This is a genomic window from Xanthomonas sp. 3058, assembly GCF_014199765.1.
Lineage (GTDB): Bacteria > Pseudomonadota > Gammaproteobacteria > Xanthomonadales > Xanthomonadaceae > Xanthomonas > Xanthomonas campestris_B.
This window is the reverse complement of record NZ_JACHOF010000029.1, coordinates 1-25,283: the sequence shown is the minus strand read 5'-3', so window position 1 is coordinate 25,283 and position 25,283 is coordinate 1. Positions and strand designations below refer to the sequence as shown.

At 64.7% G+C, this 25,283-nt stretch carries 26 protein-coding genes, 1 other RNA gene and 1 pseudogene; 13 read left to right on the top strand and 15 right to left on the bottom strand.

The window, feature by feature from the left end; genetic code table 11:
* Positions 1 to 9: 9 nt before the first annotated feature.
* From GGR61_RS20145 to GGR61_RS20130, 4 genes are read right to left on the bottom strand one after another with little or no spacing between them, the layout of a single operon-like run.
* The gene (locus GGR61_RS20145) at positions 10 to 663 is read right to left on the bottom strand and encodes a DUF2894 domain-containing protein (RefSeq protein WP_184623641.1); all 654 of its coding nucleotides are present in this window, start codon (positions 661 to 663) and stop codon (positions 10 to 12) included.
* Positions 660 to 1,334, bottom strand: a complete 675-nt coding sequence (locus tag GGR61_RS20140; RefSeq protein ID WP_184623640.1) for an OmpA family protein — start codon at positions 1,332 to 1,334, stop codon at positions 660 to 662. The genes GGR61_RS20145 and GGR61_RS20140 overlap by 4 nt, the downstream gene beginning before the upstream one ends.
* Positions 1,331 to 4,003: a DUF802 domain-containing protein gene (locus tag GGR61_RS20135; protein ID WP_184623638.1), complete on the bottom strand. Its 2,673-nt coding sequence runs from the start codon at positions 4,001 to 4,003 to the stop codon at positions 1,331 to 1,333. The genes GGR61_RS20140 and GGR61_RS20135 overlap by 4 nt, the downstream gene beginning before the upstream one ends.
* A 10-nt stretch (positions 4,004 to 4,013) precedes the next feature.
* A complete protein-coding gene (locus GGR61_RS20130) occupies positions 4,014 to 4,751 on the bottom strand; it encodes a DUF3348 domain-containing protein (protein WP_184623635.1) in 738 nt (245 codons plus the stop codon).
* A 349-nt stretch (positions 4,752 to 5,100) separates the two neighbouring features.
* Here GGR61_RS20130 and GGR61_RS20125 point away from each other — a divergent pair, with 349 nt between their 5' ends.
* On the top strand, positions 5,101 to 5,313 hold the full coding sequence (locus GGR61_RS20125) for a hypothetical protein (RefSeq protein ID WP_184407955.1): 213 nt from the start codon (positions 5,101 to 5,103) through the stop codon (positions 5,311 to 5,313).
* 283 nt (positions 5,314 to 5,596) lie between these two features.
* On the opposite strand, the gene GGR61_RS20120 is transcribed toward GGR61_RS20125, so the two are convergent.
* Together GGR61_RS20120 and GGR61_RS20115 are read right to left on the bottom strand one after the other, a co-directional pair.
* Positions 5,597 to 5,812, bottom strand: a complete 216-nt coding sequence (locus GGR61_RS20120) for a hypothetical protein (protein ID WP_184407954.1) — start codon at positions 5,810 to 5,812, stop codon at positions 5,597 to 5,599.
* A gap of 10 nt (positions 5,813 to 5,822) precedes the next feature.
* Positions 5,823 to 6,263 (bottom strand): YkgJ family cysteine cluster protein, encoded by a 441-nt coding sequence (locus GGR61_RS20115; protein ID WP_184408057.1) that lies wholly within the window; start codon positions 6,261 to 6,263, stop codon positions 5,823 to 5,825.
* A gap of 381 nt (positions 6,264 to 6,644) precedes the next feature.
* On the opposite strand from GGR61_RS20115, the gene GGR61_RS20110 reads away from it, so the two are divergent.
* The gene (locus tag GGR61_RS20110) at positions 6,645 to 6,812 is read left to right on the top strand and encodes a hypothetical protein (RefSeq protein ID WP_184407953.1); all 168 of its coding nucleotides are present in this window, start codon (positions 6,645 to 6,647) and stop codon (positions 6,810 to 6,812) included.
* A gap of 42 nt (positions 6,813 to 6,854) precedes the next feature.
* Here GGR61_RS20110 and GGR61_RS20105 read toward each other — a convergent pair whose 3' ends face one another.
* Positions 6,855 to 8,018, bottom strand: a complete 1,164-nt coding sequence (locus GGR61_RS20105) for a zinc-dependent alcohol dehydrogenase (protein WP_184407952.1) — start codon at positions 8,016 to 8,018, stop codon at positions 6,855 to 6,857.
* A 259-nt stretch (positions 8,019 to 8,277) separates the two neighbouring features.
* Between GGR61_RS20105 and GGR61_RS20100 the strand changes: the two genes are divergently transcribed.
* Positions 8,278 to 8,922 (top strand): DUF4142 domain-containing protein, encoded by a 645-nt coding sequence (locus GGR61_RS20100; protein ID WP_184623633.1) that lies wholly within the window; start codon positions 8,278 to 8,280, stop codon positions 8,920 to 8,922.
* Positions 8,923 to 9,379: 457 nt separating this feature from the next.
* Here the strand turns inward: GGR61_RS20100 and GGR61_RS20095 are convergent, their stop codons facing one another.
* Complete coding sequence (locus GGR61_RS20095) at positions 9,380 to 10,246, bottom strand: glucose 1-dehydrogenase (protein WP_184623631.1); 867 nt, start codon at positions 10,244 to 10,246, stop codon at positions 9,380 to 9,382.
* A gap of 1,007 nt (positions 10,247 to 11,253) precedes the next feature.
* Between GGR61_RS20095 and GGR61_RS20090 the strand changes: the two genes are divergently transcribed.
* From GGR61_RS20090 to GGR61_RS20080, 3 genes are all read left to right on the top strand, one after another.
* Positions 11,254 to 11,439, top strand: a complete 186-nt coding sequence (locus GGR61_RS20090) for a hypothetical protein (RefSeq protein WP_184623629.1) — start codon at positions 11,254 to 11,256, stop codon at positions 11,437 to 11,439.
* 553 nt (positions 11,440 to 11,992) lie between these two features.
* Positions 11,993 to 13,276 carry a sigma-54 dependent transcriptional regulator gene (locus GGR61_RS20085; RefSeq protein WP_184623627.1) on the top strand — a complete coding sequence of 428 codons (1,284 nt, stop codon included), beginning with the start codon at positions 11,993 to 11,995 and terminating at the stop codon, positions 13,274 to 13,276.
* Entirely contained in the window at positions 13,273 to 13,521 is a 249-nt protein-coding gene (locus GGR61_RS20080) for a hypothetical protein (protein ID WP_184623625.1), read from the top strand. The genes GGR61_RS20085 and GGR61_RS20080 overlap by 4 nt, the downstream gene beginning before the upstream one ends.
* Here GGR61_RS20080 and GGR61_RS20075 read toward each other — a convergent pair.
* The 3 genes and pseudogenes from GGR61_RS20075 to GGR61_RS20065 form a co-directional block, all read right to left on the bottom strand.
* On the bottom strand, positions 13,518 to 13,892 hold the full coding sequence (locus tag GGR61_RS20075; protein ID WP_184623623.1) for a response regulator: 375 nt from the start codon (positions 13,890 to 13,892) through the stop codon (positions 13,518 to 13,520). The two genes, GGR61_RS20080 and GGR61_RS20075, sit on opposite strands and share 4 nt — an antisense overlap.
* Positions 13,893 to 14,281: 389 nt before the next feature.
* A pseudogene (locus GGR61_RS20070) lies at positions 14,282 to 14,671 on the bottom strand (manganese catalase family protein); the annotation flags it as partial.
* 159 nt (positions 14,672 to 14,830) lie between these two features.
* Positions 14,831 to 15,337, bottom strand: a complete 507-nt coding sequence (locus tag GGR61_RS20065; RefSeq protein WP_184407944.1) for a ferritin-like domain-containing protein — start codon at positions 15,335 to 15,337, stop codon at positions 14,831 to 14,833.
* Positions 15,338 to 15,836: 499 nt separating this feature from the next.
* Between GGR61_RS20065 and GGR61_RS20060 the strand changes: the two genes are divergently transcribed.
* Positions 15,837 to 16,031, top strand: coding sequence for a hypothetical protein (locus GGR61_RS20060; protein ID WP_184407943.1), 195 nt, complete (start codon positions 15,837 to 15,839; stop codon positions 16,029 to 16,031).
* A gap of 24 nt (positions 16,032 to 16,055) precedes the next feature.
* Here GGR61_RS20060 and GGR61_RS20055 read toward each other — a convergent pair whose 3' ends face one another.
* On the bottom strand, positions 16,056 to 17,270 hold the full coding sequence (locus tag GGR61_RS20055) for an FAD-dependent oxidoreductase (RefSeq protein WP_184623621.1): 1,215 nt from the start codon (positions 17,268 to 17,270) through the stop codon (positions 16,056 to 16,058).
* 302 nt (positions 17,271 to 17,572) lie between these two features.
* Between GGR61_RS20055 and GGR61_RS20050 the strand changes: the two genes are divergently transcribed.
* Positions 17,573 to 18,868, top strand: a complete 1,296-nt coding sequence (locus GGR61_RS20050) for a histidine kinase (RefSeq protein ID WP_184407941.1) — start codon at positions 17,573 to 17,575, stop codon at positions 18,866 to 18,868.
* A complete protein-coding gene (locus tag GGR61_RS20045; RefSeq protein ID WP_184623619.1) occupies positions 18,865 to 19,641 on the top strand; it encodes a LytTR family DNA-binding domain-containing protein in 777 nt (258 codons plus the stop codon). The genes GGR61_RS20050 and GGR61_RS20045 overlap by 4 nt, the downstream gene beginning before the upstream one ends.
* A gap of 4 nt (positions 19,642 to 19,645) precedes the next feature.
* Here the strand turns inward: GGR61_RS20045 and GGR61_RS20040 are convergent.
* Positions 19,646 to 19,721, bottom strand: a non-coding RNA gene (locus GGR61_RS20040) — sX9 sRNA.
* Between the two features lie 99 nt (positions 19,722 to 19,820).
* Here GGR61_RS20040 and GGR61_RS20035 point away from each other — a divergent pair.
* The 3 genes from GGR61_RS20035 (at position 19,821) to GGR61_RS20025 (ending at position 22,584) form a co-directional block, all read left to right on the top strand.
* The gene (locus tag GGR61_RS20035; protein ID WP_184623617.1) at positions 19,821 to 20,192 is read left to right on the top strand and encodes a hypothetical protein; all 372 of its coding nucleotides are present in this window, start codon (positions 19,821 to 19,823) and stop codon (positions 20,190 to 20,192) included.
* A gap of 479 nt (positions 20,193 to 20,671) precedes the next feature.
* On the top strand, positions 20,672 to 22,267 hold the full coding sequence (locus GGR61_RS20030) for an APC family permease (protein ID WP_184407938.1): 1,596 nt from the start codon (positions 20,672 to 20,674) through the stop codon (positions 22,265 to 22,267).
* A gap of 29 nt (positions 22,268 to 22,296) precedes the next feature.
* Positions 22,297 to 22,584, top strand: coding sequence for a hypothetical protein (locus GGR61_RS20025; RefSeq protein WP_184623615.1), 288 nt, complete (start codon positions 22,297 to 22,299; stop codon positions 22,582 to 22,584).
* A gap of 197 nt (positions 22,585 to 22,781) precedes the next feature.
* On the opposite strand, the gene GGR61_RS20020 is transcribed toward GGR61_RS20025, so the two are convergent.
* Positions 22,782 to 23,492, bottom strand: a complete 711-nt coding sequence (locus GGR61_RS20020) for a hypothetical protein (RefSeq protein ID WP_184408056.1) — start codon at positions 23,490 to 23,492, stop codon at positions 22,782 to 22,784.
* Positions 23,493 to 23,771: 279 nt separating this feature from the next.
* Between GGR61_RS20020 and GGR61_RS20015 the strand changes: the two genes are divergently transcribed.
* On the top strand, positions 23,772 to 24,725 hold the full coding sequence (locus tag GGR61_RS20015) for an oxygenase MpaB family protein (RefSeq protein WP_184623613.1): 954 nt from the start codon (positions 23,772 to 23,774) through the stop codon (positions 24,723 to 24,725).
* Positions 24,726 to 24,752: 27 nt separating this feature from the next.
* Here the strand turns inward: GGR61_RS20015 and GGR61_RS21295 are convergent, their stop codons facing one another.
* Positions 24,753 to 24,893 carry a hypothetical protein gene (locus GGR61_RS21295; protein ID WP_260289056.1) on the bottom strand — a complete coding sequence of 47 codons (141 nt, stop codon included), beginning with the start codon at positions 24,891 to 24,893 and terminating at the stop codon, positions 24,753 to 24,755.
* Positions 24,894 to 25,283: the final 390 nt, after the last annotated feature.

Genomic DNA, 25,283 nt, shown 5'->3' with positions numbered 1-25,283 from the left:
TTGGTCGCTCTAACTGCGACGCGTGGACGGTCGCTTGCTGCGCTTCCTGCCCGGCGCAACCGGTGCCGGGTCATCGTTGGCCAACGCGCCACCGCTGTGCAGTTGTTCCAGCCACGACAGCGCGTCGACATAGCCGAGGAAGTGCTGCAGGTAGCCGGGCGAGCGCTCGCGCATCAGGCTGATGCAGCGGTGTACCAGCACGCTGGAATTGAGCGGGCCGGCGTCCTTGGGTGCGTCCTGCAGCGATTGGCGCACCTGGCTGGCGGTACGCACCGTGGTCCAGGTGCGGCGGAAATCGTCCAGTGCTGGCAACTCCGGGAACAGGCTTGGGTCGGCTGCGGCGGTCTTTCTGCTGTCCACCTCCATCAACGCCGCATGGCCTGCCATCTGCTCGGTCAATGCGCCCAGCGCGCTGCGTTGCACAGCACCTGGAACAGCATGGCTGGTTGCACGACGGCGCGCTGCTTTCTTTACCGTCGCCGCATAGGCATCGACCAACGCATCCAGCTTCTCTTCCAGCACCGCGCGCACTGCACCGCTCTGCGTCTGCGCACGCGTCGCCAACGTCTGCATCAGATGGAAATGCACCGGGTCCAGCTGGTCGGCACCCTGGCCGCGCCAGCGTTCCAGCCGCGCGTGTACGGATGTCGCTTGCGTGCTCATCGCGCCGCTGCGGCCGGTGCTGGCTGTGCGGAAGAGGGCGCACGCGACGTGGACGGGCGCGCGATCGGTGCGATCTCCACCCGTCGGTTCTTTGCGCGGCGCGCTTCGTCGGCATTGGAATCCACCGGCTGTTGCGAGCCGAACGCCGCAGCGAACACCGACGATGCCGGCACGCCTTCGGCGATCAGCGCACGCGTCACGGTGAGTGCGCGCTGTGCGGACAGTTCCCAGTTGTCGGCGTAGCGACGGTTGCCGCCCAGCACCGGGCGGTCGTCGGTAAAGCCGCTGACCATCAGGATCTCCTCGCGCGAGGCCAGGTATTCGGACAATGGGGCGGCGAGCGTCTTCAGCACTTCGCGGCCCTCCGGCTGCAATTGGTCGGAGTTGAAGGCGAACAACACGTTGCCGCGGATGCCGATGCGCCCATCGACCAGCGTCACGCGGCCGGCGGCCAGCGGCGCGGCCAGCGCCTGTTCCAGCGTCTTGCGGCGCTGCGCTTCGGCCTGGCGTTGCTTGACCTCTTCATCCAAGCGACTGGACAGCTGCAACTGCACACCGATCACGCCGACCAGGATCAGCACGAACGCGCCCAGCAACACCGACATCAGGTCGCCGAAAGCGGCCCAGATCGGTGTGCCCGATTCGCCGTCGATATCGATCTCATCGCTCATGCCGTGGTGGCCTCGCCCGCATCGGCATTGCCGGCATCGTGACGGCCGCGATCGAGCTGACGCAGTTCTTCGATGATCTGCTTTTGCGACAGCATGCTGAGATCGACCACCTCGCGCGCCTGCGCCACGTAATACGCCAGCTGGTCGTCGCTGCGGGCGAGTGAGGCATCCAGTGCGCTGGCGACGTGTTGCAGGCGCGCGTTGAGCTCACTGGTGGAGCCGCTGAACAACTGCACCGCCATGCCGAAGGCTTCGCCGAGGCTGGCCACTTCCACCGCGCTGCCGCTGACATGCGCGGCCACTTCTCCGAGCTTGCCGGTCTCGTTGCCGATCTGTTCGGTGAGCTGCGTGCCCACGCGTTGCAGCAGGTCGGCCGAGGTGGTGACCAGCGCATCCACCGCTGCGCGTTGTTCGGTGGAGGCGTGGTTGACCGCGTTGAGCAAGGTGTCCAGCGTGGCGAGCAGCTTGCTGCGCTCTTCCAGCATGGCGGTGTCGCGCACCATGCTCTCGGACAGGTTCTGGCGCAGCTCGGCCACCACATCGGCGGCGGCCTTGGGCGCTTCGGAGGCGATCTGCATCAGGCGCGCCACTTCGGTGATGGTGGCGCTGGCCTGTGCCTGCGCCTGCGTGGACAACTCGCTGGCGGTGCTGGCCAGGGTCTCGCAGATCGCCTGCTGTTGCTGGGCGACGCGCTCGCCGGTGCGTTCCCACTGCGTAGCCACATCCGCGCTCATCGCGGTGAAGCGCTCGCTCCACAGCGCCAGGCGCTGGCTGTCGCGCGCTTCCAGCGCGGCCTGCAGGTCGGTGTGGGATTGCTGCAGGGTGCCGACCAATGCGGCGGCATGCGCATCGAAGCTGGCGGTTGCTGCAGCGAGTGCGCTCTGGTGCTGGGTGGCCAACGCGGCGCTGGCGTCTTGTTGCTGCGCCAGTGCGTCGTTCCAGGCGTTGGCCGCCGCGCTGCTGGACTGATCCATGCGCTTGGACACCGCATCGACCAAGGCGCTGGAGCGGGCGTCGAAGGTGCTGGCGAACTGCGTCAGCGTGCTCTGCAACTCCTGGGTGAGCGCATGGTTTGCACGTTGCTGCTCGGCCACGGCCGAAGTCCAGCTGGCCGCTGCGGCGGCCGTGCTGGTTTCCAGGCCGCTGCTCAGGCCATCGAGCTGGTGTTGCACGGCCTGCTGCACGCCGTCCTGCAATGCGGTGGTCTGCTGGGCAAGTTGTTCGAGCGTGGCGTGCAATTGCGTGCTCAGCGACGCGGTGGCGCGTTGCTGCTCGGCCAGCACTGCCGCCCAGTTGTCGGCGGTGGCGGCGTTGCTGCGTTCGAACCCATCGGTGAGTGCGGCCAACTGCTGCTGCACTGCGTGAGTCACGCCGTCCTGCATGGCCGTGCTGCGCTGATCGATCTGTTCCAGTGTGGTCTGCAACCGTTCGTTGAGCGCTTGCTGCGCACGTTCCTGCGCGGCCAATGCGGCCTGCCAGTGGTCGGCAGCGGTGCGTGCGCTTTGCTGGAAGCCGTCGTTGAGGCCGTGCAATTGCTGCTGCACGGCGGTGCTCACGCCATCGTGCAGCGCGGTGGTCTGCCGGGCGATCTGCTCCAGCGTGGTATGCAGTTGCGCATCCAGCGCCTGCTGCGCGTGTTCCTGTGCGGTGAGCGCGGTGGTCCACTGCGCGGCGGCAGTGGTGGCGCTGTGTTGAAAGCCGCGGGTGATGCCATCGAGCTGTTGCTGCACCGACTGGGTGAGGTGCTCATGCAGCGTGGCGGTGTCGCGCGCAATGCTGGCCATGGTGGCTTCCATCGCCGGCTGCAATGCCGCGCTCACCGCGCGTGCGCTGTCGGCAACGCCGGCCTGCAGCGATTGCTCCATCGACGTGGCCAGACGCACATACGCCGCCTCGCTCCTGGCGTGGAACTCGGCCTGCTGCGCGGCCAGACGCGCGTCGGCAGCGATGCTCTGCTGTTCGATGGTGCTCATCAGCGCCTGCAGCCGATCGATCAACGCCGGCATCAAGGCGCTTTGTTGCTGTTGCAGCTTGAAGACTTCGCCACGCTGGTGCGCGTCCGAATGCGGATGCAGGTCGGTGGCGATCTTCAGGTCCAGCCGCTGCACGGCCTGCAGCCGCTCGCGCCGGCACAGCGCCGACAACAGTCCCAGCATTGCCGATGTGGCAACACCGGCAATCGAGGTGCCGAACGCAAACGCCAGCCCTTCCACCGGTGCGGCCAGCGAGCCACGAATGGCCTGCAGATCGGTGGCACTTTGCAACGCAAAACCGGTGCCCTTGAGCGTGGCCATCATGCCGAGCAGGGTGCCGAGCATGCCAAGCAATACCAGCAGGCCGACCAGATACGGGGTCAGCACGGGAGCGGACAAGGCCACGCGCTCGCCCTTGATGCGCAGACGCACCGCATTGCGCAGGCTCGGATGCAGCCGCTCCAGCCATTCGCCCAATGCCGATGGCGCGGTGGTCAATGCCGCAACGGCATCGTCCAGCGTTGCGCTGGCCTGGCGGTACCGGTACAGCTCCACGGCGCCGGCCACGTAACAGGCGCCGATCACCGCTGCGATGCAGGCACCCAGCGGGTTGGAGCCCAGATAACCGATACCGACCCAGCAAACCGCCAACAGGCCGACGACAAACACACACACGTGTACGAGAGTTCTGAACATGAGGTCCCAGTTAGCGGGTACGAAGCGCTGCAAGCAGGCCTTCGATCGGGTGAAAACGAACATCCAGTTCGGCGAGCAACACGCTCTGCATGTCTTTGCGAAACACATCCAGCCAGCCATCGGAGACCGCGCGTGGCGCGGCATCGCCATCGGCTGCCGGAGTTGGCGCCTGCGCAGCAGTGCGCAGGCGTTCGAAGTGCGCACCGAGCAGGTTCGGTACGTGCCCCAACAACGTCTGCTCGCGCGGGCTGAGCGTCAGTTCCATCACTGCATCCACTTCGGCCAGCCGCGCCATGTCGCTGGATACCAGCGCCAGCATGTCGCGCAGCCGCCCACGCAGATCGCCGGTGGCGGTGCGCATGGCGCGTTGCATCGCCAGGTAGTGCTGCCGAAACGGGGCGTAGTCGGGCATGGGCGCAGGCACCTCGGCTTGGACGGCTGCGCGGGCCTCGGCACGCACGCGTGCCACCACAGTGTCCAGCTCGGCCACGCTGCTGGTCGTCAGCGCCGCGCGCACGCGCGCGCAGGTTTCCACGTCGAGCGGACGCGTGTCCGGCAACGGCTCGCTTTCGGGCAGCTTGCCATCCAGCGCCTTGGAGACGGCGACTGCGCGCGTCCAATCGATCCACTGGCCGAGCCGGTCGGCCAGCGCATGGTTGGACTGGGCGACATGGGCATCGGTGAGGCGCGCGAGCAGGCGAATAAAGGCCGGGCCTGACAGAGGCGCCCGTTGGAGAACTTTCGCCATGATTTCACGGGCAAAGACCGCACATTTTACACGGGAATGCGCACGCTTCGGTGCCCTGGCGCTGGTCCTGCAAGGGATTGCAGCGGGTAGGGCTGGCGGCATTCAGCCGCGCTGGTGCGGGAGATCCCGGGTTGTTCCATCGTGGTGGCCTGCGGCGCATCGGCCATGTAGAAGGCGACCAGTCTCCGCAGGCCGAGCGGCGGCGAAAGTCGAGCCAGGGCGCAACCAGGTCGTGGCATGGCGCCCGTCTAACCAGTTCAGGTTTGAACGAAAATGTGCCCGGTAAGCGCCGGTTTTGCAACGTGAACAGGTATAAGCTGCGGGCCGGGTTTCCCAGCGAGGTAACACAATGGACCGTTCCGACATGCAAGTGTCCGATCGGCTGCTCCTGGAGCTGCAAGGATTCCACGATGCCTACGGCCGTGGACCGGATTTCTGGGACGCGTATCAACGCATCATGGCCATTGCGGCGCAGGCCGGTGGCGACATGATCGACCTGGCCAACGAAATGGCATCACTGGCGCAAGGCATCGGAGCGATCGATCGCGCGCAGTTGCTGTAGTGCCGGGTGGGCCAGGTGCCGGCGCGAGGCCGGCCTACGCGTCGAGCGCTGCGGGCCATCATGGAGCGTGCGGTGCATGGTGGCTGGGTCAGGCTGCGGTTGCAGGCTGACGGGTGTTCGCGGTGAGCGGCGGCACTGCCGAGGCCCCGGATGTCTGCCTGCGTCCTGGCCTTGCGCCTGGCGCTGCCGGCCCACGCTTGCATGCGGCAGGCTTGGGGCTAGCTGATCTCCATCGGTGCGGCATGGCCGCGACAGCGACACATCGTGCGCTGTCGCAGCGCGTTTATTCGGCTTTGGCGGCCGGTTTGGTTGCGGCAGCGGGTGCGACCTCGGGCTCGCCACGCTTCTTGTCGCGACGCAGCGGCGTGTCGCCCAGGCGCTCGATCGCGCCACCGGATTGCTGGAACGCTTCGAGATCGGCGGCCAGACGCTGCTCGGACAAGCGCGGCTTGCCCGGCTGATTGCTCACGGTCATCGACTGGCGACGGGAGTTGTTCATGGCGAAATCCTCATGCGTTGTAAAGCGTCAAGGGAATGCCCCGCCGGCGTTGGTCGTCGTAGGTGGCACGCACGTCGCGGCAATACGGCCCGGACATGACGAAACGCCGGCAGATCGCCGGGCGCGTTTCATAGATCGAGCAGCACATGCGCGCCGAATCGAGGGCCACGCACCAGCCTTCCTCGTCACGCGCCATCACGTGCCAGCCTTGCGGCGTCACGGTGGTCAGGTGGTTGGGGATGCGGTCGGATGGGTCGACCATGACGGTGAGCCGGCAACAGACGGCGTCGCAACGTTCGCAGAGATTCTTGATGGAGAAGGCCGAAAGAGAATGAAGGCGATACCGGACTCCGGCCCCGCCCCTGCACCATACACCCTGGGCGTGCGGGGGTGTGAACCGGTCCCGCCGTGCACAGCGCAGCGTTTGCCCATCCTGCCGGTGTGCGTGCATGCCCTTCGCGGATGCGCGCTCCATCGTCGCCACGGTGATTGCGTCGGAATGGCGCGCGTAGATCGATGCGTGTGGCGGGTCGCTACTGGCACCTGAGGTGCCAGGTGCGGGAGCCGGGCACCTCAGGTCGATCTGGAAGAGGTCGCCATGCGCTGCAAACGTGGTGACCCGCCCGCGACGCACTGCGCGCTCACACACGCAGGCCAGCTGGGCCTGCGATGGATGAGTCCACTCCTAAAGTGGTGTGCGTCTCATTCCCGGCCGCGCGCTCATCCACAACCGTTCGCCTTTGTCGTGCCCGTGCGAAGACGCATTTCACCGATGCCGCTGGCGCGCCACCGTAACGTTGAGCAGTCCGCATCAACGCGGCAGGAGATTCCCATGACGATTGCACATCAGCGCATTGATGCGCCCGAACAGGCGCCCGACCACGATGCTCAGCGTAGCGAAAAGGAAAAGCAGGATGCGTTGCAGGACGATGCGCTGGAAGAAACCTTTCCTGCCAGCGATCCGGTCTCGCCGTTCGTACCGGCCAAGCCGCTGGATTGAGTACGCCCAATATCGCCGTTTGCGTTGGTGTGTCTGTCGGGGTTACGGCGTCAACACCACTTTGCGGCAATCGTCCTGCTTCTTGTCGAACAATTCGTATCCGCGCACCGCATCGGCCAGTGGCAGGCGATGGGAGATGATCGCGTTCGGCTTGAGCTCGCCATTGCCGATGCATTCCAGCAAATGCGGCATGTGTTTCTGCACATGGGTCTGGCCCATCTTGAAGGTCAGCCCCTTGTCGAAGGCATCGCCGAACATGAAACCGTGGATGAAGCCGGCATACACGCCCGGCACGCTGACCACGCCGCAGCGCCGCGTGGCCGCGATGCATTGACGTATTGCCACGCCGCTGCTGCCTTCCAGTTTCAAGGTGGTCAACGCGGTTTCGAGTGTGCTGCCTTCGGCCTCGAAGCCCACCGCTTCGATGCTGGCATCCACGCCGCGTCCATCGGTTTGCGACACGATCACATCGGCCGGATCGTCGACATCGTCGAAGTTGATCGGGATGATGCCGTAGGCCTTGGAGGCAAAGTCCAGGCGATAGGCATGGCGGTCGACCATGAAGATGCGTTCGGCCCCGAGCATGCGGCAGCATGCCGCCGCCATCAGCCCCACCGGGCCTGCGCCGAAGATCGCCACGGTCGAGCCTTGCTTGACGCCAGCGTCGATGACCGCTTGATAGCCGGTTGGCAGGATGTCGGACAGGAACAAGACCTGCTCGTCGTGCAATGCATCTGGCACGACCAGCGGCCCGACATTGGCCTTGGGCACGCGCACATACTCGGCCTGGCCGCCGGACAAGCCGCCATACAAGTGACTGAAACCGAACAACGCCGCAGGCGGGCGCATGTCCTTGTGATTGAGCGCTGCGCCCTTGCCGGTATTGGTGGTTTCGCAGGCAGAGAACTCCTGCAGCACGCAATGGAAGCAGCGCCCGCAGGCGACCACGAACGGGATCACCACGCGATCGCCGCGTTTGACCGCAGTGACGTCCGGGCCGACGTCTTCGACGATGCCCATGAATTCGTGGCCAAGCACATCGCCATGCCGCAGATCGGGAATCTTGCCGCGATACAGGTGTAGATCCGAGCCGCAGATGGCCGTGGCGGTGACACGCAGGAGCAGATCGTCGCGTTCGACAAGAACCGGATCGGGGACGGTTTCTACCCGCACATCGTGGGAGCCATGGTAGTTGAGGGCAAGCATGTGGATCTCCTGAAGGCCGTCGGTGCGCGGCAATGCGATGCAGTGTTCTCAGCGCGCCGTTAAATCCGTCAGCACGCCGCGTGCGCATGGCGTGGACGCGGCTGGCCGGCGACGCCGCGTTGATGCGTAGGTCACGCCTGGATAACCGACGTCCTCGCACTCTCGAACTCAGCTGTTCGACACCATGCACCTATCGCGTGCATCGACGATGCGAACCCAACCGTCACAATCGCCAGGTGCGATCACTCAGGAGAACGACATGGGAATTTTCAAGATGGTGACCGCAGGCGCCGTGGGTTACGTGGCCTACAAGGCATGGCAGCGTCGTCAGGATCAAGGGGGCGACAAGGCCAGCGATACCGGTCACGACCGCGATATTCAATCGCCTGCGCGGAAGGGACCAGCGACCAATAGCGCCACGCCGCCGCACGGCGATCCGTTACGCAGCGGCGTCACTGTCACCTTAGAGCGCAAGCAGGCACTCGGTGCACTGGTTGTATTCAACGAACAAGAGCGCAGCCTGGCGCAATTGGCGGTCGTCAAGGGTCTAGGCGGCGAATCGTTGCAATTCGCCCGCAAGATGGACGAGGCGCATAGCGCCGCGCTGACCGACCTGAGCCGGTTCGCGCCTGATCGCAATGGCACCCTGGCGCAGGCCGCATCAACGCGTGCACAAGCCACGCGCAAGCGTCTGGAAGGGTTGAACGGCCATGAATTTGAAACCCAGTATCTGCAGGCCAGCGTGACCAGTCACGAGCAGGCATTGACCTTGCTGGATCCGCAGCTGAGCAGTGAACCGGGGTCGAGCGATCTGGGCAAGGAATTGCAGCGCGCACGCGAAACCATCGCGCAACATCTGGAACACGCGAAGGCGCTGCGTGCCAAGTCCGGCCGACTGAACTGATTGGCCGAGGCGGATTGCCGAACACTGCAGGGTGTGTGGTGCGATCCAGGCGAGTGTCGTGGGTCATCCGTCCTTTTCAGAAAAGGCATTCCGCTGCGTCGATGGGTGACGGGCTCATCGCCGATGGATTCGGCCGCGCGCTGCCGCAATCGCGCACGGCGCATGTTCTGATTTTCCCCACCCTGGGCGCCGTATTCACCAACTCACTGCTCACCCAGGCAGTCTGCGCGACACAGCGCCGATGGAACGGCGGGTGGGTGCCACGCGAGCGCGGCGTTGACCGAAACCTCACTGCAGATCGGGATTTTTGCTAGCGGGCGCTTGGCAGCAGGCAACAAAGATTCGCCGAGAGCCGCACTCGCCAAGCAATTGCACGCTGGCGCGAAGAAAAGCCCGCATCGGTGTGGGACCGATGCGGGCTTTACGCGTGCGTGGCGCTCGATAGTCCGTTATGGCGTCACAGCGTGACTGCACCACCGGCAATGGTGAGCAAGGTGCCGGAGGTGTAACTGGCGGTGTCGGCTGCCAGCATCACGTATGCCGATGCCAACTCGACCGGTTGGCCAGGGCGTCCCATCGGCGTCTGGCTGCCGAAGTTCTGCACCGACTCTTCATCCATGCCGGCAGGAATGAATGGTGTCCAGATCGGGCCGGGCAATACCGCGTTGACCCGGATGTGCTTGTCGGCCAGCACGCCGGCGAGGCCGATGGTCAGATTGGCCAATGCGCCCTTCGTCGCGGCGTAGGGCAGGATGTTCGGCGTCGGCTTCTTGGACTGTACCGAGGCAGTATTGATGATGGAGCCACCGTCTCGCATCAGCGGTACCGACAGCTGCACCAGATGGAACACGGCATGCACGTTGGTATCGAAGGTCTTGCGCCATTCGTCCAGTGTGATGTCTTCGAAGCTCTGGAAATATTTCTGGTAGCCGGCGTTGTTGACCAGAATATCCAGGCCACCGAAGGCGCTGTTGACCTTGTCGATGAGCGCGGCCGCCTGGGCGGGGTCGCTGATGTCGCAGCCCACCAGCAATGCCTTGACACCGGCCTTCTCGATCAGCGCGCCGATCCTGGCCGCCTCCTCTTGCTCATCGGGAAGATAGGCGATCGCCACATCGGCGCCTTCGCGCGCATAGGCGATGGCCACAGCCGCGCCGATGCCGCTGTCGCCGCCGGTGATCAATGCACGCTTGCCGGTCAGCTGGCCGTGGCCGACATAGCTGTCTTCACCATGATCCGGGCGAGGGTCCATCTTCTCGGTTCGACCAGGGAAGCTCTGTTGCTGCGGCTTGAACGGCGGGCGTGGATAGTTGGGTACGGGCATGGATGTCTCCTGAGGGATGAAGCACGACGTGAGCTGCAGTGTGTGCACGCGAACGTAAATATCCGGGCTAGGCAATGTAGGCGGCATGTGTGCTGATGCAGCTGTGGTGCGGTGGGGCCGCTGCCAGCACTGCTTCGCTGGCGTCTCATGCCTGCCAAGGAAAGGCGTGACGGCACACTCAACGATGCCTCGCAGCTGGAAACCGACAGCATATGCGAGTGCAACCTTCGCTTTAGAGCAGCTAACAAAACCTAGCGAGCGCCTGTCAGTGAGTGCAGTGGTTTCGTCGACCGTATCTTGGTGGATGCAGTCAGAAGTCCAGATCAAACACTGAGTGGGTCGAATGCGCGGTGCCCTCACCGCTGGCGGGACACGCCGTGAATCCATCCCTGGAGGCTCGGTGGCGGCATCCATGCCGCCACACGGTCCCGCCAGCGGCGAGGACACCGCACCAGAGACTCCGCTGGTTGCTTGGTTTAAACCCATGCATGCCGACCATCTCGACTGGTCCTTGCCCGTCCAGCGTCGTGGGACCTTACGCGGCATGGATGCCGCGTAAGAGCTACAAGGACGTACTTGCAGCGTGTCCCGCGACGCTGGGCGGGCAAGGGCCCTGCAGCCAGGCCGCAGATAGCCGGCCTGCAGTAGGCTGACGCGAAGTGGTTTTGTTAGCCGCTCTTAGGGAAGCTCTGAACAACTCTGTCTCAGGCCTTCGATCGGAGCCTGAGCCAGGCTGCGTCACGCGTAAGCGCTTGATTTTCAGTAAGGGCATTTGTCGGGATCAGGCGAGGCTACAAGCTTCCCCCCGATGGTCGGTGAGTTGTTCAGAGGTTCCTTGGCTGCAGTGCGGCAGCGACCGTGCAACGCATTGGGAAGCCGGCACGTCAGCGTGCGTCGTCGCCCGCGCCATGGGCAGCCACTTCACACCATCGCGTGGCGCCGTTCACTGCGTTGCAATGGATGCCCGCCTAGCGTGGTGCCACGACACCAGATGTAGGAGACCAGCAATGGGTAGCGAGCCGAAGAAGCCGTGGGGTCCGGGAGATGACCAGAAAAAGCCGTTTACGCCGCAGGAACAACGCAATGAGGATGTCGAGCGGAAAGTCCATGACATGCCTGATGAGGGCCGTGATGTGAACAAGGCAGACCCTGAGCGCGACTACGAGCGACCAGATGGTTCCGAGAAGCGTTGAAACCACATGCCGCATGCGTTAGACGCGCAGTACCGATGGTGCCGCACAGGCTAGCGCCAGATCACAATGTTCCATGCGCTTTGCGTACAGTCGCTGTGGAAAGCGGGTACGCTGGTGCTCATGTCGCGAACCTGTCGGATGCAATGCGGGTTTGCTCACGCGCCGCAGCGCGCGTGGTCCACGTCAGCGTCTACTGGCGTGCTGAACCGGAGACAGCGGCGCAAGCGAGCTGATCCCTCAGCGAGGGCATGCCCGCGTTGCGGACTGCGTGCCAACCATCCAGCCTCTTCCAAATCTTGCGCCCGTTGGCGTTTTCGATGGATTCGACGCGGCCATCGGCCTCAACCGTGACGCTTGGCACTAGCAATATCCAGCACCGACGTGCGTACTTCGTGCACACTCAGTGCGGCGAGCTCTGCTTGGGAAAGGGGCCGCTGGACCGACCTGTGGTCGCAGGGGAGGGGTAATCTCGCTGTGGTGAGCTAGCGTGTCTTCGCGATGCCATCACAATTTCCAACTGAACATGTACCAGTCATTGCGGACAAAAGCGCTCATGGACCGACTTTCCTGCGCCATCATCGACGACGACGTGGAGTTTTGCGATCAGGTGGTGGAGTTGGCCACCGATAGTGGCTTCCATGCCAAGGGGATGCACACGCTTGGTGAAGCCAGCCGTTGGTTGGATAGCAACTTCCCCGACCTGTTGGTGGTGGACGTTGGCCTGCCCGACGGCAGCGGTTTCGATCTCATCGAACGGCTCGGCCCGGATCACTCGCCGCAGATCGTCGTGGTGTCGGGGGACTACGCTTATGAAACACAGGGCCGCGCACAGCAGTTCGGCGTCAGCGAATTCCTGACCAAGCCGTTTGCGCCCGAACGCCTGGAACGTGTGCTCGGTGGTTTGCGTGAAGCGCAGCAGGGCAACCTGGGCATCATCGGCAACAGCGACAGCATCGTGCTGTTGCGCAAGGACATCGTGCGCGTGGCGCCGACCGATCTGAATGTGCTGGTGACGGGGGAAACCGGTACCGGCAAGGATCTGGTTGCGCGTGCCATCCATCGCGTGTCCGGACGCCGCGGTCGCTTTGTGCCGGTCAATTGCGGCGCCATCCCGGAAGAGCTGCTGGCCAGTCAGTTGTTCGGCCACGAGCGCGGCAGCTTCACCGGCGCGGAGCGTCGCCATGCCGGATTCCTGGAGCAGGCGGCCGATGGCACGCTGTTTCTGGATGAGATCGGCGAAATGCCGAGCCGCCTGCAGGTCTATCTGCTGCGTGCGATCGAGTCGCGCAGCTTCATGCGCGTAGGTGGAAGCGAGGAAATTGCATTGGATGCGCGCGTGGTGGCGGCAACGCACCAACATGTGCAACGCGAGCACGGCGTGCTGCGCGAGGATCTGTTTTACCGGCTCAACGAATACCCGATCCAGGTCCCGCCGCTGCGCGAGCGTCGCGGTGATGCGCGTCTGCTTGGGCTGCGCGTGATCGACGAGCTCAATGTCCAGTACGGTGCGCGCAAGTTGCCCACCAAGTCGCTGCTGCGCTATCTGGCCTTTCACGCCTGGCCAGGCAACGTACGCGAGCTGCGCTCGTTCATCCGTTATCTGTATCTGCGATCGGACGGCGATTTGTTGAGCGCGCCGGAGGTGGAGCAGACCGTGCCGCAGGCCGATCAAGATGGCTTGTTGATTCCCGCTGGCTGGACCATGCGGCAGGCCGAGGACGCCATGATCGAAGCCGCGCTGGCACGCACACGGTTCAACAAGAAGGCCGCTGCGCGCGAACTGGGCATCAGTGTGCGTACGTTGCACAACCGGCTCGGCGATAAGGGAACAGCGTGACCGACGCCCCCCATGGACGCCGCCGCGAGTTGCTGCATCAGCTGCGCAACCGCCTGAATGTGATGGGGTTTGCGCTGTACGCGCTGCGCGGCGAGGCGTCCAAACCGATGGACACATTGCGCGGCGCGCATCAGTCTGCCGTCGACCTGCTCAATCAGCTGGGCGAGGAAGAAGAACGCGCCCTGCAGCAGGCCGGCGACTCACACGCAGATACAGGCGCAGATACTGCCGACCAGCCACCTTAGGCAGGCTGTGTCTGATTGCTTAGCAAGGCGGTGATGGTGCGCGGGTTAGATGGCTTCATGCAGTAGGACAGATGCGCAAAGCGTGGCGGCAGGGCGCAGCGGTCGTAGCCCGAGCAGAAGGAAAACGGCACGCCGCGCGCTATCAAGGCATCGGCCACCGGAAACACCAGCTGGCCGCGCACGTTGACATCCAGCAATGCACCATCGAGGGCGTACCCCGATGCCACCAGCGAGAGCGCTTCGGGTACGTTGCCGACCGGGCCGATCACCCGGACCCCGGCTTCCGTCAGCAGGTCGCTGAGCGATTCGGCAAGCAGATAGTCATCCTCCACGACAAGAATGCGACGGCCACGGAGCAGAGTGTCGAGCATGGGTAACTCCAGGCCGGTATGCCATCAGACGACGCGCAGGCGCATCGTGCGCGCCGCACCGGTTAATACGGTGCGCAAGCAGGCGCTTCAAGGAGCGATCTGTTCAGCGTGCACAGCGATCCCGTAGACCCGTGAACGGCTCGGCATGGATTGCGACGCAACGACGCGCATCGATGGCATCGCAACCAGTGACGTCGTGCAGAACTGGTGCTGCGCCGCGCTTGGAAAGGTGGATGCGTATCGTGCGTCGCTCGATCTCATCGACATGCAGACGGGCGCAGCCATGAAGATGCGCATGCTTCACTGGTGCGTCTCTCCAGGCACTGTCAACAAAAAGCCCGGGTCGCGCACGAGCCGGGCCAAAAATGGGGTGCATCAGACACCAGGGTTTAACGCTGGATATCGCCAGTCGTGGAGCCTGCATCCGGGCCTGCGCCCAGGTCGGCGCCGCTGACCCGATCCAGCTCCGGGTTGGACAGCAAGCGTAGCGACATCGCGTCCACTGCCTCGGTTTGCGTCGCATCCAGCGCGACCGTGGCCGAACCATCGCCAGCGTCCACTGCGGACTGCAGTTCGCGGTCTGCGACCACGCCCCATTGTTCGCCGGCATTCCATGGGCCGGCCATGTCGCCTTCGCCTTGCGACAGAGTGTAGTAAGTATCGGTAGAGCGCGGGTCGCCCGGCAGCTTGCCCGGCGGGACGTTCGGCTCGATCGCGTACAGCGCTTTCTCGAACGACTTCTGATGCGCCACTTCGCGCGTCATCAAGAAGCGCAGCGCACCAAACGCTTGTTGTACATGAACATGGATCGTATTTCCTGGCTGGCGCCCGGCGAAAACTGCCGCGCAAGCCGCGAGGCAGTAGCCCGAGGCTGGCTATCGAGGGGTGTTCGCAGTGGTGCGGACGCGCGCAGGCGGCGACGCCGTCTGCGCGATGCATCAGGCCGCTTTGCTGGCCTTGGATGCCTTCTGCTTGCCGCCTTGCTCTGCAAGCAAGGTCAACTTTTCATCGGTTGCTTTTTCTTCGTCCAACGTTGCGAGCAACAGCGTGATCGCATCGGCGTAACCCAGTTGCTTGGCGATCGCTGCAATGGTGCCGTACGAGGCGATCTCGTAATGCTCCACCTTTTGTGCGCCACCGATCAGCGCAGCATCGCGCACCGGGCCGGCCTCGATCTCGTCGATCACCTCGCGGCTTTCTTCGACCAGACCTTCCATCGCAGCGCACTTGATGCGCTTGAGTTTGATGCCGAGCAATTCGACGATCTGATCGATACGTTCGATCTGGCCCTGGGTTTCCTCCAGATGCAGCTCGAATGCTTCGACCAGTTTGGGCTCGGTCGCAGCGCGCGCCAGACGCGGCAGCGATTTGGTCAGCTGCTTTTCTGCGCTGTAGATATCGGACAGTTCGTGGACAAAAAGCTCTTCAATCGTGGTGATCGCCATTGGCGGCTCCTATCGGGATAAGGCAATAACGCAGTGCGGCGCACTGCGTGGTCGTCATGCTTCAACTGCTTGCAGGCCTGCATCTTGGTGACGATCGGTCGTGCAGCACCGACGTAATGCAACGTCTGGCATGCAGCGGTGTCGTGATTGCATTCAAGCGGTCTGGCATGACCGCTACGCTAATGGCCGAGGTGTTAGCAGGATTGGTGGATGCAGTGATCCCGATGCGATGACGACCTGTGCCGTGACGCAGGCGACAACGCCACCAAGACCATCTGCATGCGCTGCACATCGCACCCAATCGTACCGAGGTTGCCGAGCACGCAAGCAAGTGCAGGAGGAGCATGTCGGTGGCGGATGCAGGAACCGCTGCGCACGGCGCTACCTGTGCGCAACGATGCGGCCGCCGCATCGGCAGTGCATTGCAGCGAGCTGCTGCCTGCACGCTCTCGCGCCAGATGCGTTACAACGCAGGCTGACCTTCGCACCGGGAGATGCCATGACGCCGTTGGACAGGCCGCTGCGCCGAGAACTGCAGATCGGCGAACAGACCTATACGTTGATCCTCGATCCGCAAGGCTTGAAGCTGGTCGAGAAGGGCAGGCGCAAGGGCGTGGTGCTGCGGTGGGACGAACTGGTCAGCGGCGATGCGGCTCTGGCCCGCGCATTGCAGGCCTCACTCAGCGACGGCTGATGTCGTCAACGCTTGCGAGCCGGGTCAGACCGAAGGAAATAATCGCGCCAACTCACGCACGGCCGCTTCCGAAGCCGCGCGATCGGCGCTGCCATCGGCGTTGTTGAAGTCGTTGGCGCCTTGCGCCTGCACCAGCAGTCCATCACGGCGCGGCACCACGTTGAGATTGTGGCCGCGCCAGATCAGCCCGTAGGTCACTTCCGGTTGCGGGATCAGGCGGGCGGTCTGGCCACGCACGGGGATGACGCTGTCGTCGCCCAGCAAGGCGCGCGCACCATAGCCGGTGGCATTGACCACGATCTTCTCGCGCAAGTCGCCGAACTGGCGCGGGTGCTCGAAACTGCGCGTGTAGAGTTCGCCGCCAGCCTGCAGAAAGTCGTCCATCAACAGCCGCGCATAGGCGCTGATATTGAAGGTCATCTGGCTGTAGCGGCGCACGAACGGCACCGGAAACGGATGGCTGCCCGGCGCGACCGGCTGCGAGTGCGGGCCGAGGTCGGGGATCAGTTCGCGCTCCAGCGACGGATAGTCCGGCTCGTGCGCTTCGGCCGAGGCGATCGGCTGATCGAACGGCACATCCGACAACGCATAGCCGTCGCGCCATTCGATCGGCTCGCCCGGCAAGCCGAGCAAGGTCTGGTAGCGACGAAACGAGATGCGCGCCATCTCTTCCCAGCGGGTCTTGAACTCCGCGGTGGCGTGTTCGCTGGTGCATACGCGCGAGTCCGGCGACCACACCCCGGTGGCATAGAACGAGCGCACGTCCGGCAAGCGCTCGCGTGCATAGATGCGCACGCGCAGGCCGGCGCGTTGCGCCACCAAGGCGGTGGTCAGCCCGATCGCGCCGCAGCCGATCACCGCCAGCTCGCGGGCATCGGCGTCGGCCGCGCGCACCAGTCGCAGCGCATGTTCCGCCGCGCCCCACGACAACGACCAGCCACTGCCGCCATGTCCGTAGTTGTGGACCACCGTCTTGCGGCCGATGCGTTCTGCCTCGATCCGCGGCCCCTGCGCACGGAACGGCCGGGTGCAGCCACTGATGGCGATGATGCGATCGACCGAGGCACGCATCGGCGCCAATGGCAGCGGCGCCGCGAACTGGCCCGGCAGGACATCGCCTGGGGCAATCGGCCCTGGTGTGGACGACACCCCACCGGGGCTGCGCGCTGCGGCCCAACTGCCGGTGGAAGCGGCCGCGAGGGCGAGGCCGGCGCTCTGCAAAAAATGACGACGGTGCATGCGACTCCTGGAGCGTTGGGGTGAGGATGTCAGCGGCGCGCTGCGGCTGGACGTATGTGGCAGCAGCGCAGCGCACGCGGCAGCGAGGGTGTTGCGCGGCGACCGTCATCGACGGCATGCCGGCACGGCCGAGTGCGCCAAGCATACCGTGCGCGCCTGCACCTGCCACCGCTCGGCAGTGGGGGATTCGCTCCGCGATCCAGGCGGTTGAAGGCGCCCCGGCGGCCATTCGTCGCCCGGGGCTTTCGGCCGATCGCTTGCCGGCTATGCTCGGCGCGTCCCATCCACCGAGTTGCCCATCCGTGTCCGCCAGCATCTTCCTGATCGTGCGTATCGTGTTTGCCTGGATCGCGGCGCTGGTCGTGGCCGGGATCATGTGGGCGCAGCTGTTCGGCTCCACCGGCTCGTTCTTCGCGCTGATCTGCATCGTGCTGCTGACGCTGGCCTTGATGAGCGCGGTCACGCATGTGCGGCGGGTCCGTCTGATCGCCGGGCGGCTGGATCACGACACCTTGTCGACCCGTCAGCGCCGGCAGATCGAAGTGCCGCTGGACGTGCAGGCCAGCTTCGCCGTGGTCGAGGACGCCGTGCGCGCCCTGCCGCGCGTGCAGGACATCGAATGCGCGCCAGGCAGTCTGCTGATCCGCGCCAAGGTACGCCGGATCGATCCGTACGAAGGACGCCAGCCCTCGCGCTGGAATCTGTTTGCGCGCTTTGCGATCAAGCGCAACCAGGTGCTGGTGACGATCGCGCCGGGGCAGGGCACCAGCAGCGTCACCGTGCTGTGCGAGCCCGATGCCGGTGCCTGGGTGGACCTGTTCGCGGTGGATGAGGGCAGCAACTACGAAAACGCCGAGGCGATCAATCGCGCCGTGGTGCGCCGGGTCGGCGAGCAGCGTCGCGATGAACAGGCCGCCGCCGAGCAGTCGGTGATGGAAAAGGAGTTGGCGGTTGCGCGACTGAACCTGCTGCACGCCCAGGTCGAGCCGCATTTTCTCTACAACACGCTGGCCAGTGCGCAGGTGCTGGCGCGCACCGACCCGCCGCGCGCGGAGGTGATGATCGGGCACCTGATCCAGTACCTGCGTCGCTCGCTGCCCAGCGCCGACAATGCGATGTCCACGTTGGGCGATGAACTCGAACGCACCCAGGCCTACCTGGAAATTCTGCGCATTCGCATGGGCACGCGCCTGGCCCTGCAGGTGGAAGTGCCTTACGAGCTGCGCGCCCTGCAGCTGCCGTCGATGATGTTGCAGACCTTGGTGGAAAACGCCATCAAGCACGGTCTGGAACCCAAGCCCGGTGGCGGCACCATCTGGATCCTGGCGCGGTGCCTGGACGACCAGGCCACGCTCACCGTGGCCGATGACGGCCAGGGCTTCAACAACTACAGCCAGGGCACCGGCATCGGCCTGAAGAACCTGCGCGAGCGGTTGCAGCTGATCTACGCCGGCAAGGCGAGCTTTGCCATCGTGTCCAATTTCCCCAGCGGTGTGGCCGCCACCCTCAGCTTGCCGTTGCCGGCGCAGTTTGCCGCAGCCAACGCGCCACCACCGTTGACTAACGCGCAGATCCCCGCCGCGCAGGTGCAGGCATGAGCGCGCTGCGTGCGGTGATTGCCGAAGACGAAGCGCTGCTGCGGCAATCGCTGATGACGCTGTTGGCGCAGGTGTGCCCGCAACTGCAGATCGTCGGCGAATGCGAAGACGGCGCCAGCGCGCTGGAAACCATCGCCACCCAGCAACCGGATGTGGTGTTTCTGGATATCCGCATGCCCGGGCTCACCGGCATCGAAGTGGCGCGTGCGCTGCGCGAGGTCAGCCCGCAGACCCAGGTGGTGTTCGTCACTGCGTACGACCAGTACGCCATCGATGCGTTCGAACACGGCGCGGTGGACTATCTGCTCAAACCGATCAGCCGCGAGCGGCTGCAGGCGACCTGGCAGCGCGTGCAGCAGCGCGCCGCCGCCGGCCAGCCGGATGGCAGCCTGCTGGATGCCTTGCTGCAGCGCCTGTCCGCGCGCCCGGCGGCGGCCAGCGCACCACCGCCGCTGGCCTGGATCACCGCCAGCAGCGGCCGCGAAACGCGGCTGATTGCGCTGGAAGACGTGGCCTATTTCCAGGCCGATCAGAAATACACCACGGTGATGACCGCTGCCGGCGAAGCGCTGTTGCGCACGCCGCTGCGCGAGTTGCTCGACGTGCTGGACCCGCAGGTGTTCAAGCAGATCCACCGCTCCACCATCGTCAACATGAAGGCAGTCGCCTCGGTCGTGCGCGAAGACACCGGCAAGGGCCGGCTGGCGCTGCGCGGCCGCAGCGAAACGCTCACCGTCAGCCAGCCCTTCATGGTCTTGTTCCGCGGCATGTAAGAACGGCCGGCACCACGTGGCAAGCGGTCTTCAGGTGGGTATGGACGGCGCGCAGGAACCGGAGTGTCCGAGTGGTACACGCCGATTCCGAGCACCGGCCTCGCCCGCCTGATGGCTGCAGTCGTTGTGTCAGCCGCTCCAATTTCCCCCCAATCGCATCGACTGAAAGGACTGCTGCTATGCGCCTGATCGCCTCCCTGGTGTATTGCCTGCTCGCGTTGGCCGGCTGTCACGACCGCAACGGCACCACCTCGATCACCCGTGCCACTGCCAATGGTGAGGATGTGATCTTCAGCAAGACCCTGGCCACCGCCACCGAAACCAACGTGCATTGCCTGGCCAGCAGCAGCGGCCACTGCCATTACCTGGTGTATGAAGAACACTGCCTCGCACGTATGGCCGGCGACACGGCAGCGCCCCCGGCGTGCGCGCGCAAGACTCTGGACAGCTTTGCGCTTACCCCCGGGCAAGTGCGCGCGTTGCGCGGCATCCCGCGTGAGGCGCGCACCTGTGTGGATATCAGCGCACCCGGCGCCGATTGCCATGGGTAGGCACTGGCCTGGTCGTGATGGCTTGTCGTGCATCGATGACTGCGCCAGCAGGCATCGCGCTGCGATCGATCCCGCCGCCCAGCCGCGCCGCGCCGCCGCAAGCCCTGCCGCGTGGTGGCAACGCGTTCAAACCGGATCGTTGGTTGATGGCAGGGATCAGCGTTGTTCCGCTTCATCGCGCAGCGTGAGCATGCCTTGCTGAAATCCGGCCGCGCGCAGCGCGGACAGGCGCACTGGCATCTAAAAGGCCGCGTCGCGGTGGCACCGAGACCCTGCCCGTGATCTGGCCCAGCCGGCGGGGTCGCTGCCGTTTTTCAGCGCCCAGTCGCGTGAGCGAACCCGACCAGCCCGGCCATCTGTGCACCACAGCACCGATGCGATACGACCTAATACTGAATACGCACTGACGGGCAGCGGCCGCTTCTGCGATCATTACCGGCTTGTTGCCGGTTCACGGCGTCCTCACTGCCAGGCTTCTCATGTCCGAACATTCGCTGCGCCGCGACGTTGGCCCCTTCGCCCTGATGCTCACCGGTCTGGGCTCGATCATTGGTTCCGGCTGGTTATTCGGCGCCTGGCGCGCCGCCGGCCTGGCTGGGCCGGGCGCCATCTGGGCCTGGATCTTGGGTGCGGCGATCATCACCACCATCGCGCTGTCCTACGCCGAGCTGGGCGCTATGTTCCCCGAGTCCGGCGGCATGGTGCGCTACAGCCACTACTCGCACGGCTCGCTGGTGGGCTTCATCGCCGGCTGGGCCAACTGGATCGCGATCGTCTCGGTGATCCCGGTCGAGGCCGAGGCCTCGGTGCAATACATGGCCTCCTGGCCATGGGCCTGGGCGCAGGGGTTGTATGTGCAAGCACCCGGCGGGGCGGGGGAGTTGTCGGTCCCCGGCCTGCTGATCTCGGCGGTGCTGGTGCTGGTGTACTTCTTCCTCAATTTCTGGAGCGTCAAGCTGTTCGCGCGCTCCAACACCTTGATCACCGTGTTCAAGCTGGTGGTGCCGGCGGCGACCGGCGTGGCCTTGATCGCCAGCGGCTTCCACAGCGAGAACTTCAGCGTCGGCATCCACGGCGATGCGCACGTGATCGACCTGGCCGCCGTGCTCACCGCCGTGGCCACCGCCGGCATCGTCTTCAGCTTCAACGGCTTCCAGAGTCCGGTGAACCTGGCCGGCGAGGCACGCAACCCCGGTCGCAGCATTCCGTTCGCGGTGCTGGGGTCGATCGCGCTGGCCACGGTGGTCTACGTGATCCTGCAGGTGGCCTACATCGGCGCGGTGCCGCCGGAGTTGCTGGCCAAGGCCGGCTGGCACGGCATCGATTTCCGTTCGCCGTTCGCCGAGCTGGCCATCATCGTCAACCTGCATTGGCTGGCGATGCTGCTGTACATCGATGCGTTCGTCAGCCCCAGCGGCACCGGCATCACCTACACCGCCACCACTGCACGCATGGTCTACGGCATGGAGAAGAACGGCACCATGCCGGCCGCGTTCGGCAAGTTGCATCCGGTGTGGGGCGTGCCGCGCGTGGCGATGTTCTTCAACCTGGCGGTGTCGTTCGTGTTCCTGTTCTTCTTCCGCGGCTGGGGCACGCTGGCGGCGGTGATCTCGGTGGCGACCATCATTTCCTACCTCACCGGCCCGATCAGTGCGATGGCGCTGCGTCGCCATGCACCGGAACTGCATCGCCCGCTGCGCATCGCGGCGTTGCCGGTGCTGGCCGGCGTGGCGTTCGTCATGGCCACCGAGCTGCTGTACTGGGCACGTTGGCCGCTGACCGGCGAGATCATCCTGCTGATGGTCGTGGCGCTGCCGGTGTACTGCTACTACCAGGCCAAGCAGGGCTGGCCGGACCTGCGCCGCAACCTCAGGGGCGCGGCCTGGATGATCTGCTACCTGCCGGTGATCGCGTTGCTGTCCTGGGCCGGCAGCAGCGATTTCGGCGGCCACGGCTATCTCAGCTACGGCACCGATCTGGCGGTGGTCGCAGCTGTGGGCGTGGTGTTCTACATCTGGGGCGTGCGCAGTGGTTGGCGCACCCCGTCGGTGGAGCAGGCGGTTGCGCGGGCTTGAGTGGGGCTGCGCATCTGCCTTGAAACGCAATGCCGAATCCGCGCAAGATCGTTCTGCATTCACTGCACGGCGAACGGCCAGGGCTGGCAGCTCTGGTCGCCGACTGGATCGCTGAAGGTGTCAACGACGTCGGTGTGGTCGGCGTCGATGCCGACCACACCGAGAACGGGATCGATGACTTGTGCGTGGGAGATGGTTCGGCACCGTCTCATGCTCACGCGGCGCATCGCCCGGACGAGTCGCTGGAGGATGCTGTGTTCTTGGCGGAGCTCCTGTCCGATGAGTTTGCAGGCCCTGTTCGTGTGATTGAGTTCTAGTCGTTCGAATACGCTGGCGCCACCGCGTCGTTCGACGCCTGCTTCAAAGGCTCAGCAAGGCCATGCCACAGCGGCTCGACGCACCCAGCGTGCTTCCAGGGTGAACTGTCGGTGTTGAAATGCAAAACGGCCGATGGAGCTCCATCGGCCGTCTTGCATGCGAGTCGGGTTCTCGCCTGTGATCTGTGCCCAGGGCTTCAGGCGTTGGCCACCAGCCGTGGCGCGCCATCGAAACGATCCAGATCGCGCAGCAATTCGGTGTAGCGGCGCAGGCGGCCCATCTCGCGCATGTTGACGATGTCCTCGTGGCGCAGCTCGCGCTTGGAGGTCACTTCCTGCTTGTAGCGCAGCACTTCCGGGTAGCGGCGCGTCATGTCCAATGCATCGGCAACGCACTCGACCGAGTCGGCATCCGGCGTCACCCGCGCGCGGCTGTTGAAGGCACGCAGCCAGCGCTCGAAACCGGCGCTGTGGTCGAACAGGTCGGCGATGTACCACATGACGAACAGGATCGATGCCCACGAGGTGAAGATGATCACCACGCGGCTGAAAGTGAGGTGGTAGTCGTTCTGCCAGAGCTGGTGCGTAATCACGCCCAGCAGCACCAGCGAGATCGCCTGCCAGCCGATGATGGAGGCGATCACCCACTGTTTCTTCGCCACCTTGAGCAGGTTGAGCTCTTCGTCGAGCTGCTCGTCGGTCGTCTCGCGCCAGTGGGCGACCTGCTCGTCGAAAGAGCGCCGATGGAGTGCGTTGTCCTGCAATAGCAGGCCTAAACCTTGGAACAAAGCGATCATGACAAGCTCCCGACGGTTGGCTGGTACGAACGACTTGCTGCACTGGCGGCTGCCGGTGCCCCTGGAGCGACCGCTGCCACGGCACGCTGTGCAGGTGTGGCGATCGGACAGCCCTAGTTCTAGCACTTTCGCTGCGCTTGGCAATGCCCATGGCAAGCCGATGGCGGCGAATCCTGCGCACCCGCGCACAAAACGCTGAATTCAGGTGCTTTGCCGCTGCGGACGCCGAACTGCGTGCGCGCCACCGCAGCGTTCTTGCTGCACTGCACACCCGGCACTGCGTCGACAGGGGGCGTGACCGATATGCGGAGCATGATGCGATCGGCGTGAGCCGCCAGGAGGCCACCGCCAGCACACGACGTTTGCGCGTGGCTGGATATCATTGCGCCCATGTCTACCGTCATGCGTGCCCTCGCTGCCCCCGCCGCCGAACAGATCCGCCGCTGGGTGCTGGGCGCATTCCCGCGTGGCCAGAGCACCATCGAATACGACCAGCCACTGGGCGACCCCGGCATCTTCGGCCCCGACAGTGTCACCTGGCGCATGCATTCGGAATTCCCCGGCATGCTGTCCGGCGGGTTGTGCGCGCTGATGCTGCAGTTGTTGCACCCGCGCGCGCTGGCCGGCGTTTACGACCATTCCAACTTTCGCGCCGACCTGGTGGGGCGCCTGCGGCGCACGACCAACTTCGTTGCCGGCACCACGTACGCCCCACGCGGCGAAGCCGAGCAGTTGATCGCCCGGGTGCGCAGCATCCATGCGCATATTCGCGGCCACACCGCCGACGGCGTGCCGTACGACGCCAACGATCCGTCGTTGCTGACCTGGGTGCACGTCACCGAGGCCTATGGTTTTTTGCAGGGCTGCCGACGTTACTGCCGGCAGGTGCCGACTGCCATCGCCGACCGCTATTACGACGAAGCGAGACGCGTGGCCGAAGCACTGGGCGCCGCCGATGTGCCCGCCAGCGAAGCCCAGGTGGACGCCTATTTCGCCAAGTTGCGCGGGCAACTGCGCATGGACGCACGCTCGCGCGAAGTGCTCGGCATCCTCACCAGCATCCAGTTGCCGGTGCCGGCAGCGGGGTTGTCGCGTGGGGTCTTCCTCGGCGCCGGCACGGCCTTGTTGCCGGGCTGGGCCAGCGACATGCTCGGTCGCACCGCGACGCATCGCGCGCAGGCGCGTGCATCGGCACGCCTGATGCGCAGCCTGTCGCCACTCTTTCGCACTGCACTACGCGATGGCCTCTCGGCGCGCGCATGCCGCCGCATGCAATTGCCGCCCGCGATGCTGCTGGAGTGGCCCGCCGGCGTTGATTCCATGCAGGACACGCTAGAGGATTAGGCGGCGCTCACAAGCAGCAGCCAGCGACTACCGGCTGGACACCGACGGTGCATGGAACTCATCGCCTTCGAGCACTGCAAGCCCGAATCCGCTGCGGCCGTAATCGTTACCGTTATAAAGCATATAGCGTTGGCCAGCGTGGTCGAAAACGAATGGATACTCGATCATGTCTGAGTCCCAGCCGCTCTCCGAGGGCGAAATTCCGGCGTGTTCGTCAAGCCGTTGCCAGCGCACTCCGTCTAGCCCTATTCCAAAGGACGCAGTTGAGAAGCTCCACGCCATTCTATGGCAGAGCATCAGTACGAGTGGGCGACGTCAGGCAATACGCGAAGCCTGCCAGGCAAGTGGCGAAATATGTCTGCCTCAGACCTGCTCAGACCATCGTGCACCGGAAAATCGTCTAGGCAAGTGGAGTTAGGCGGCTTAAAACCATATCGGAATGAATAGCTCCGCCCGTTTTAATTAGGTGTTTGATCCCAGGTTTTGATGGTGCATTATTTTCCCTCAAATGGAAGGAAGCACTATGGGCCAGGTTCTGCACGGGAGCGCCACCACGAC

Coding starts and splice junctions, on each gene's coding strand:
- GGR61_RS20065 (WP_184407944.1), bottom strand. CDS start 15,337: ATGGCGATCACCACGATTGAAGAGCTTTTTGTCCACGAACTGTCCGAT.
- GGR61_RS20085 (WP_184623627.1), top strand. CDS start 11,993: ATGGACCGACTTTCCTGCGCCATCATCGACGACGACGTGGAGTTTTGC.
- GGR61_RS20035 (WP_184623617.1), top strand. CDS start 19,821: ATGCGCCTGATCGCCTCCCTGGTGTATTGCCTGCTCGCGTTGGCCGGC.
- GGR61_RS20135 (WP_184623638.1), bottom strand. CDS start 4,003: ATGTTCAGAACTCTCGTACACGTGTGTGTGTTTGTCGTCGGCCTGTTG.
- GGR61_RS20055 (WP_184623621.1), bottom strand. CDS start 17,270: ATGCACCGTCGTCATTTTTTGCAGAGCGCCGGCCTCGCCCTCGCGGCC.
- GGR61_RS20075 (WP_184623623.1), bottom strand. CDS start 13,892: ATGCTCGACACTCTGCTCCGTGGCCGTCGCATTCTTGTCGTGGAGGAT.
- GGR61_RS20120 (WP_184407954.1), bottom strand. CDS start 5,812: ATGAACAACTCCCGTCGCCAGTCGATGACCGTGAGCAATCAGCCGGGC.
- GGR61_RS20110 (WP_184407953.1), top strand. CDS start 6,645: ATGACGATTGCACATCAGCGCATTGATGCGCCCGAACAGGCGCCCGAC.
- GGR61_RS20125 (WP_184407955.1), top strand. CDS start 5,101: ATGGACCGTTCCGACATGCAAGTGTCCGATCGGCTGCTCCTGGAGCTG.
- GGR61_RS20145 (WP_184623641.1), bottom strand. CDS start 663: ATGAGCACGCAAGCGACATCCGTACACGCGCGGCTGGAACGCTGGCGC.
- GGR61_RS20100 (WP_184623633.1), top strand. CDS start 8,278: ATGGGAATTTTCAAGATGGTGACCGCAGGCGCCGTGGGTTACGTGGCC.
- GGR61_RS20115 (WP_184408057.1), bottom strand. CDS start 6,263: ATGCACGCACACCGGCAGGATGGGCAAACGCTGCGCTGTGCACGGCGG.
- GGR61_RS20130 (WP_184623635.1), bottom strand. CDS start 4,751: ATGGCGAAAGTTCTCCAACGGGCGCCTCTGTCAGGCCCGGCCTTTATT.
- GGR61_RS21295 (WP_260289056.1), bottom strand. CDS start 24,893: ATGATCGAGTATCCATTCGTTTTCGACCACGCTGGCCAACGCTATATG.
- GGR61_RS20090 (WP_184623629.1), top strand. CDS start 11,254: ATGGGTAGCGAGCCGAAGAAGCCGTGGGGTCCGGGAGATGACCAGAAA.
- GGR61_RS20030 (WP_184407938.1), top strand. CDS start 20,672: ATGTCCGAACATTCGCTGCGCCGCGACGTTGGCCCCTTCGCCCTGATG.
- GGR61_RS20015 (WP_184623613.1), top strand. CDS start 23,772: ATGTCTACCGTCATGCGTGCCCTCGCTGCCCCCGCCGCCGAACAGATC.
- GGR61_RS20105 (WP_184407952.1), bottom strand. CDS start 8,018: ATGCTTGCCCTCAACTACCATGGCTCCCACGATGTGCGGGTAGAAACC.
- GGR61_RS20060 (WP_184407943.1), top strand. CDS start 15,837: ATGACGCCGTTGGACAGGCCGCTGCGCCGAGAACTGCAGATCGGCGAA.
- GGR61_RS20095 (WP_184623631.1), bottom strand. CDS start 10,246: ATGCCCGTACCCAACTATCCACGCCCGCCGTTCAAGCCGCAGCAACAG.
- GGR61_RS20140 (WP_184623640.1), bottom strand. CDS start 1,334: ATGAGCGATGAGATCGATATCGACGGCGAATCGGGCACACCGATCTGG.
- GGR61_RS20045 (WP_184623619.1), top strand. CDS start 18,865: ATGAGCGCGCTGCGTGCGGTGATTGCCGAAGACGAAGCGCTGCTGCGG.
- GGR61_RS20025 (WP_184623615.1), top strand. CDS start 22,297: ATGCCGAATCCGCGCAAGATCGTTCTGCATTCACTGCACGGCGAACGG.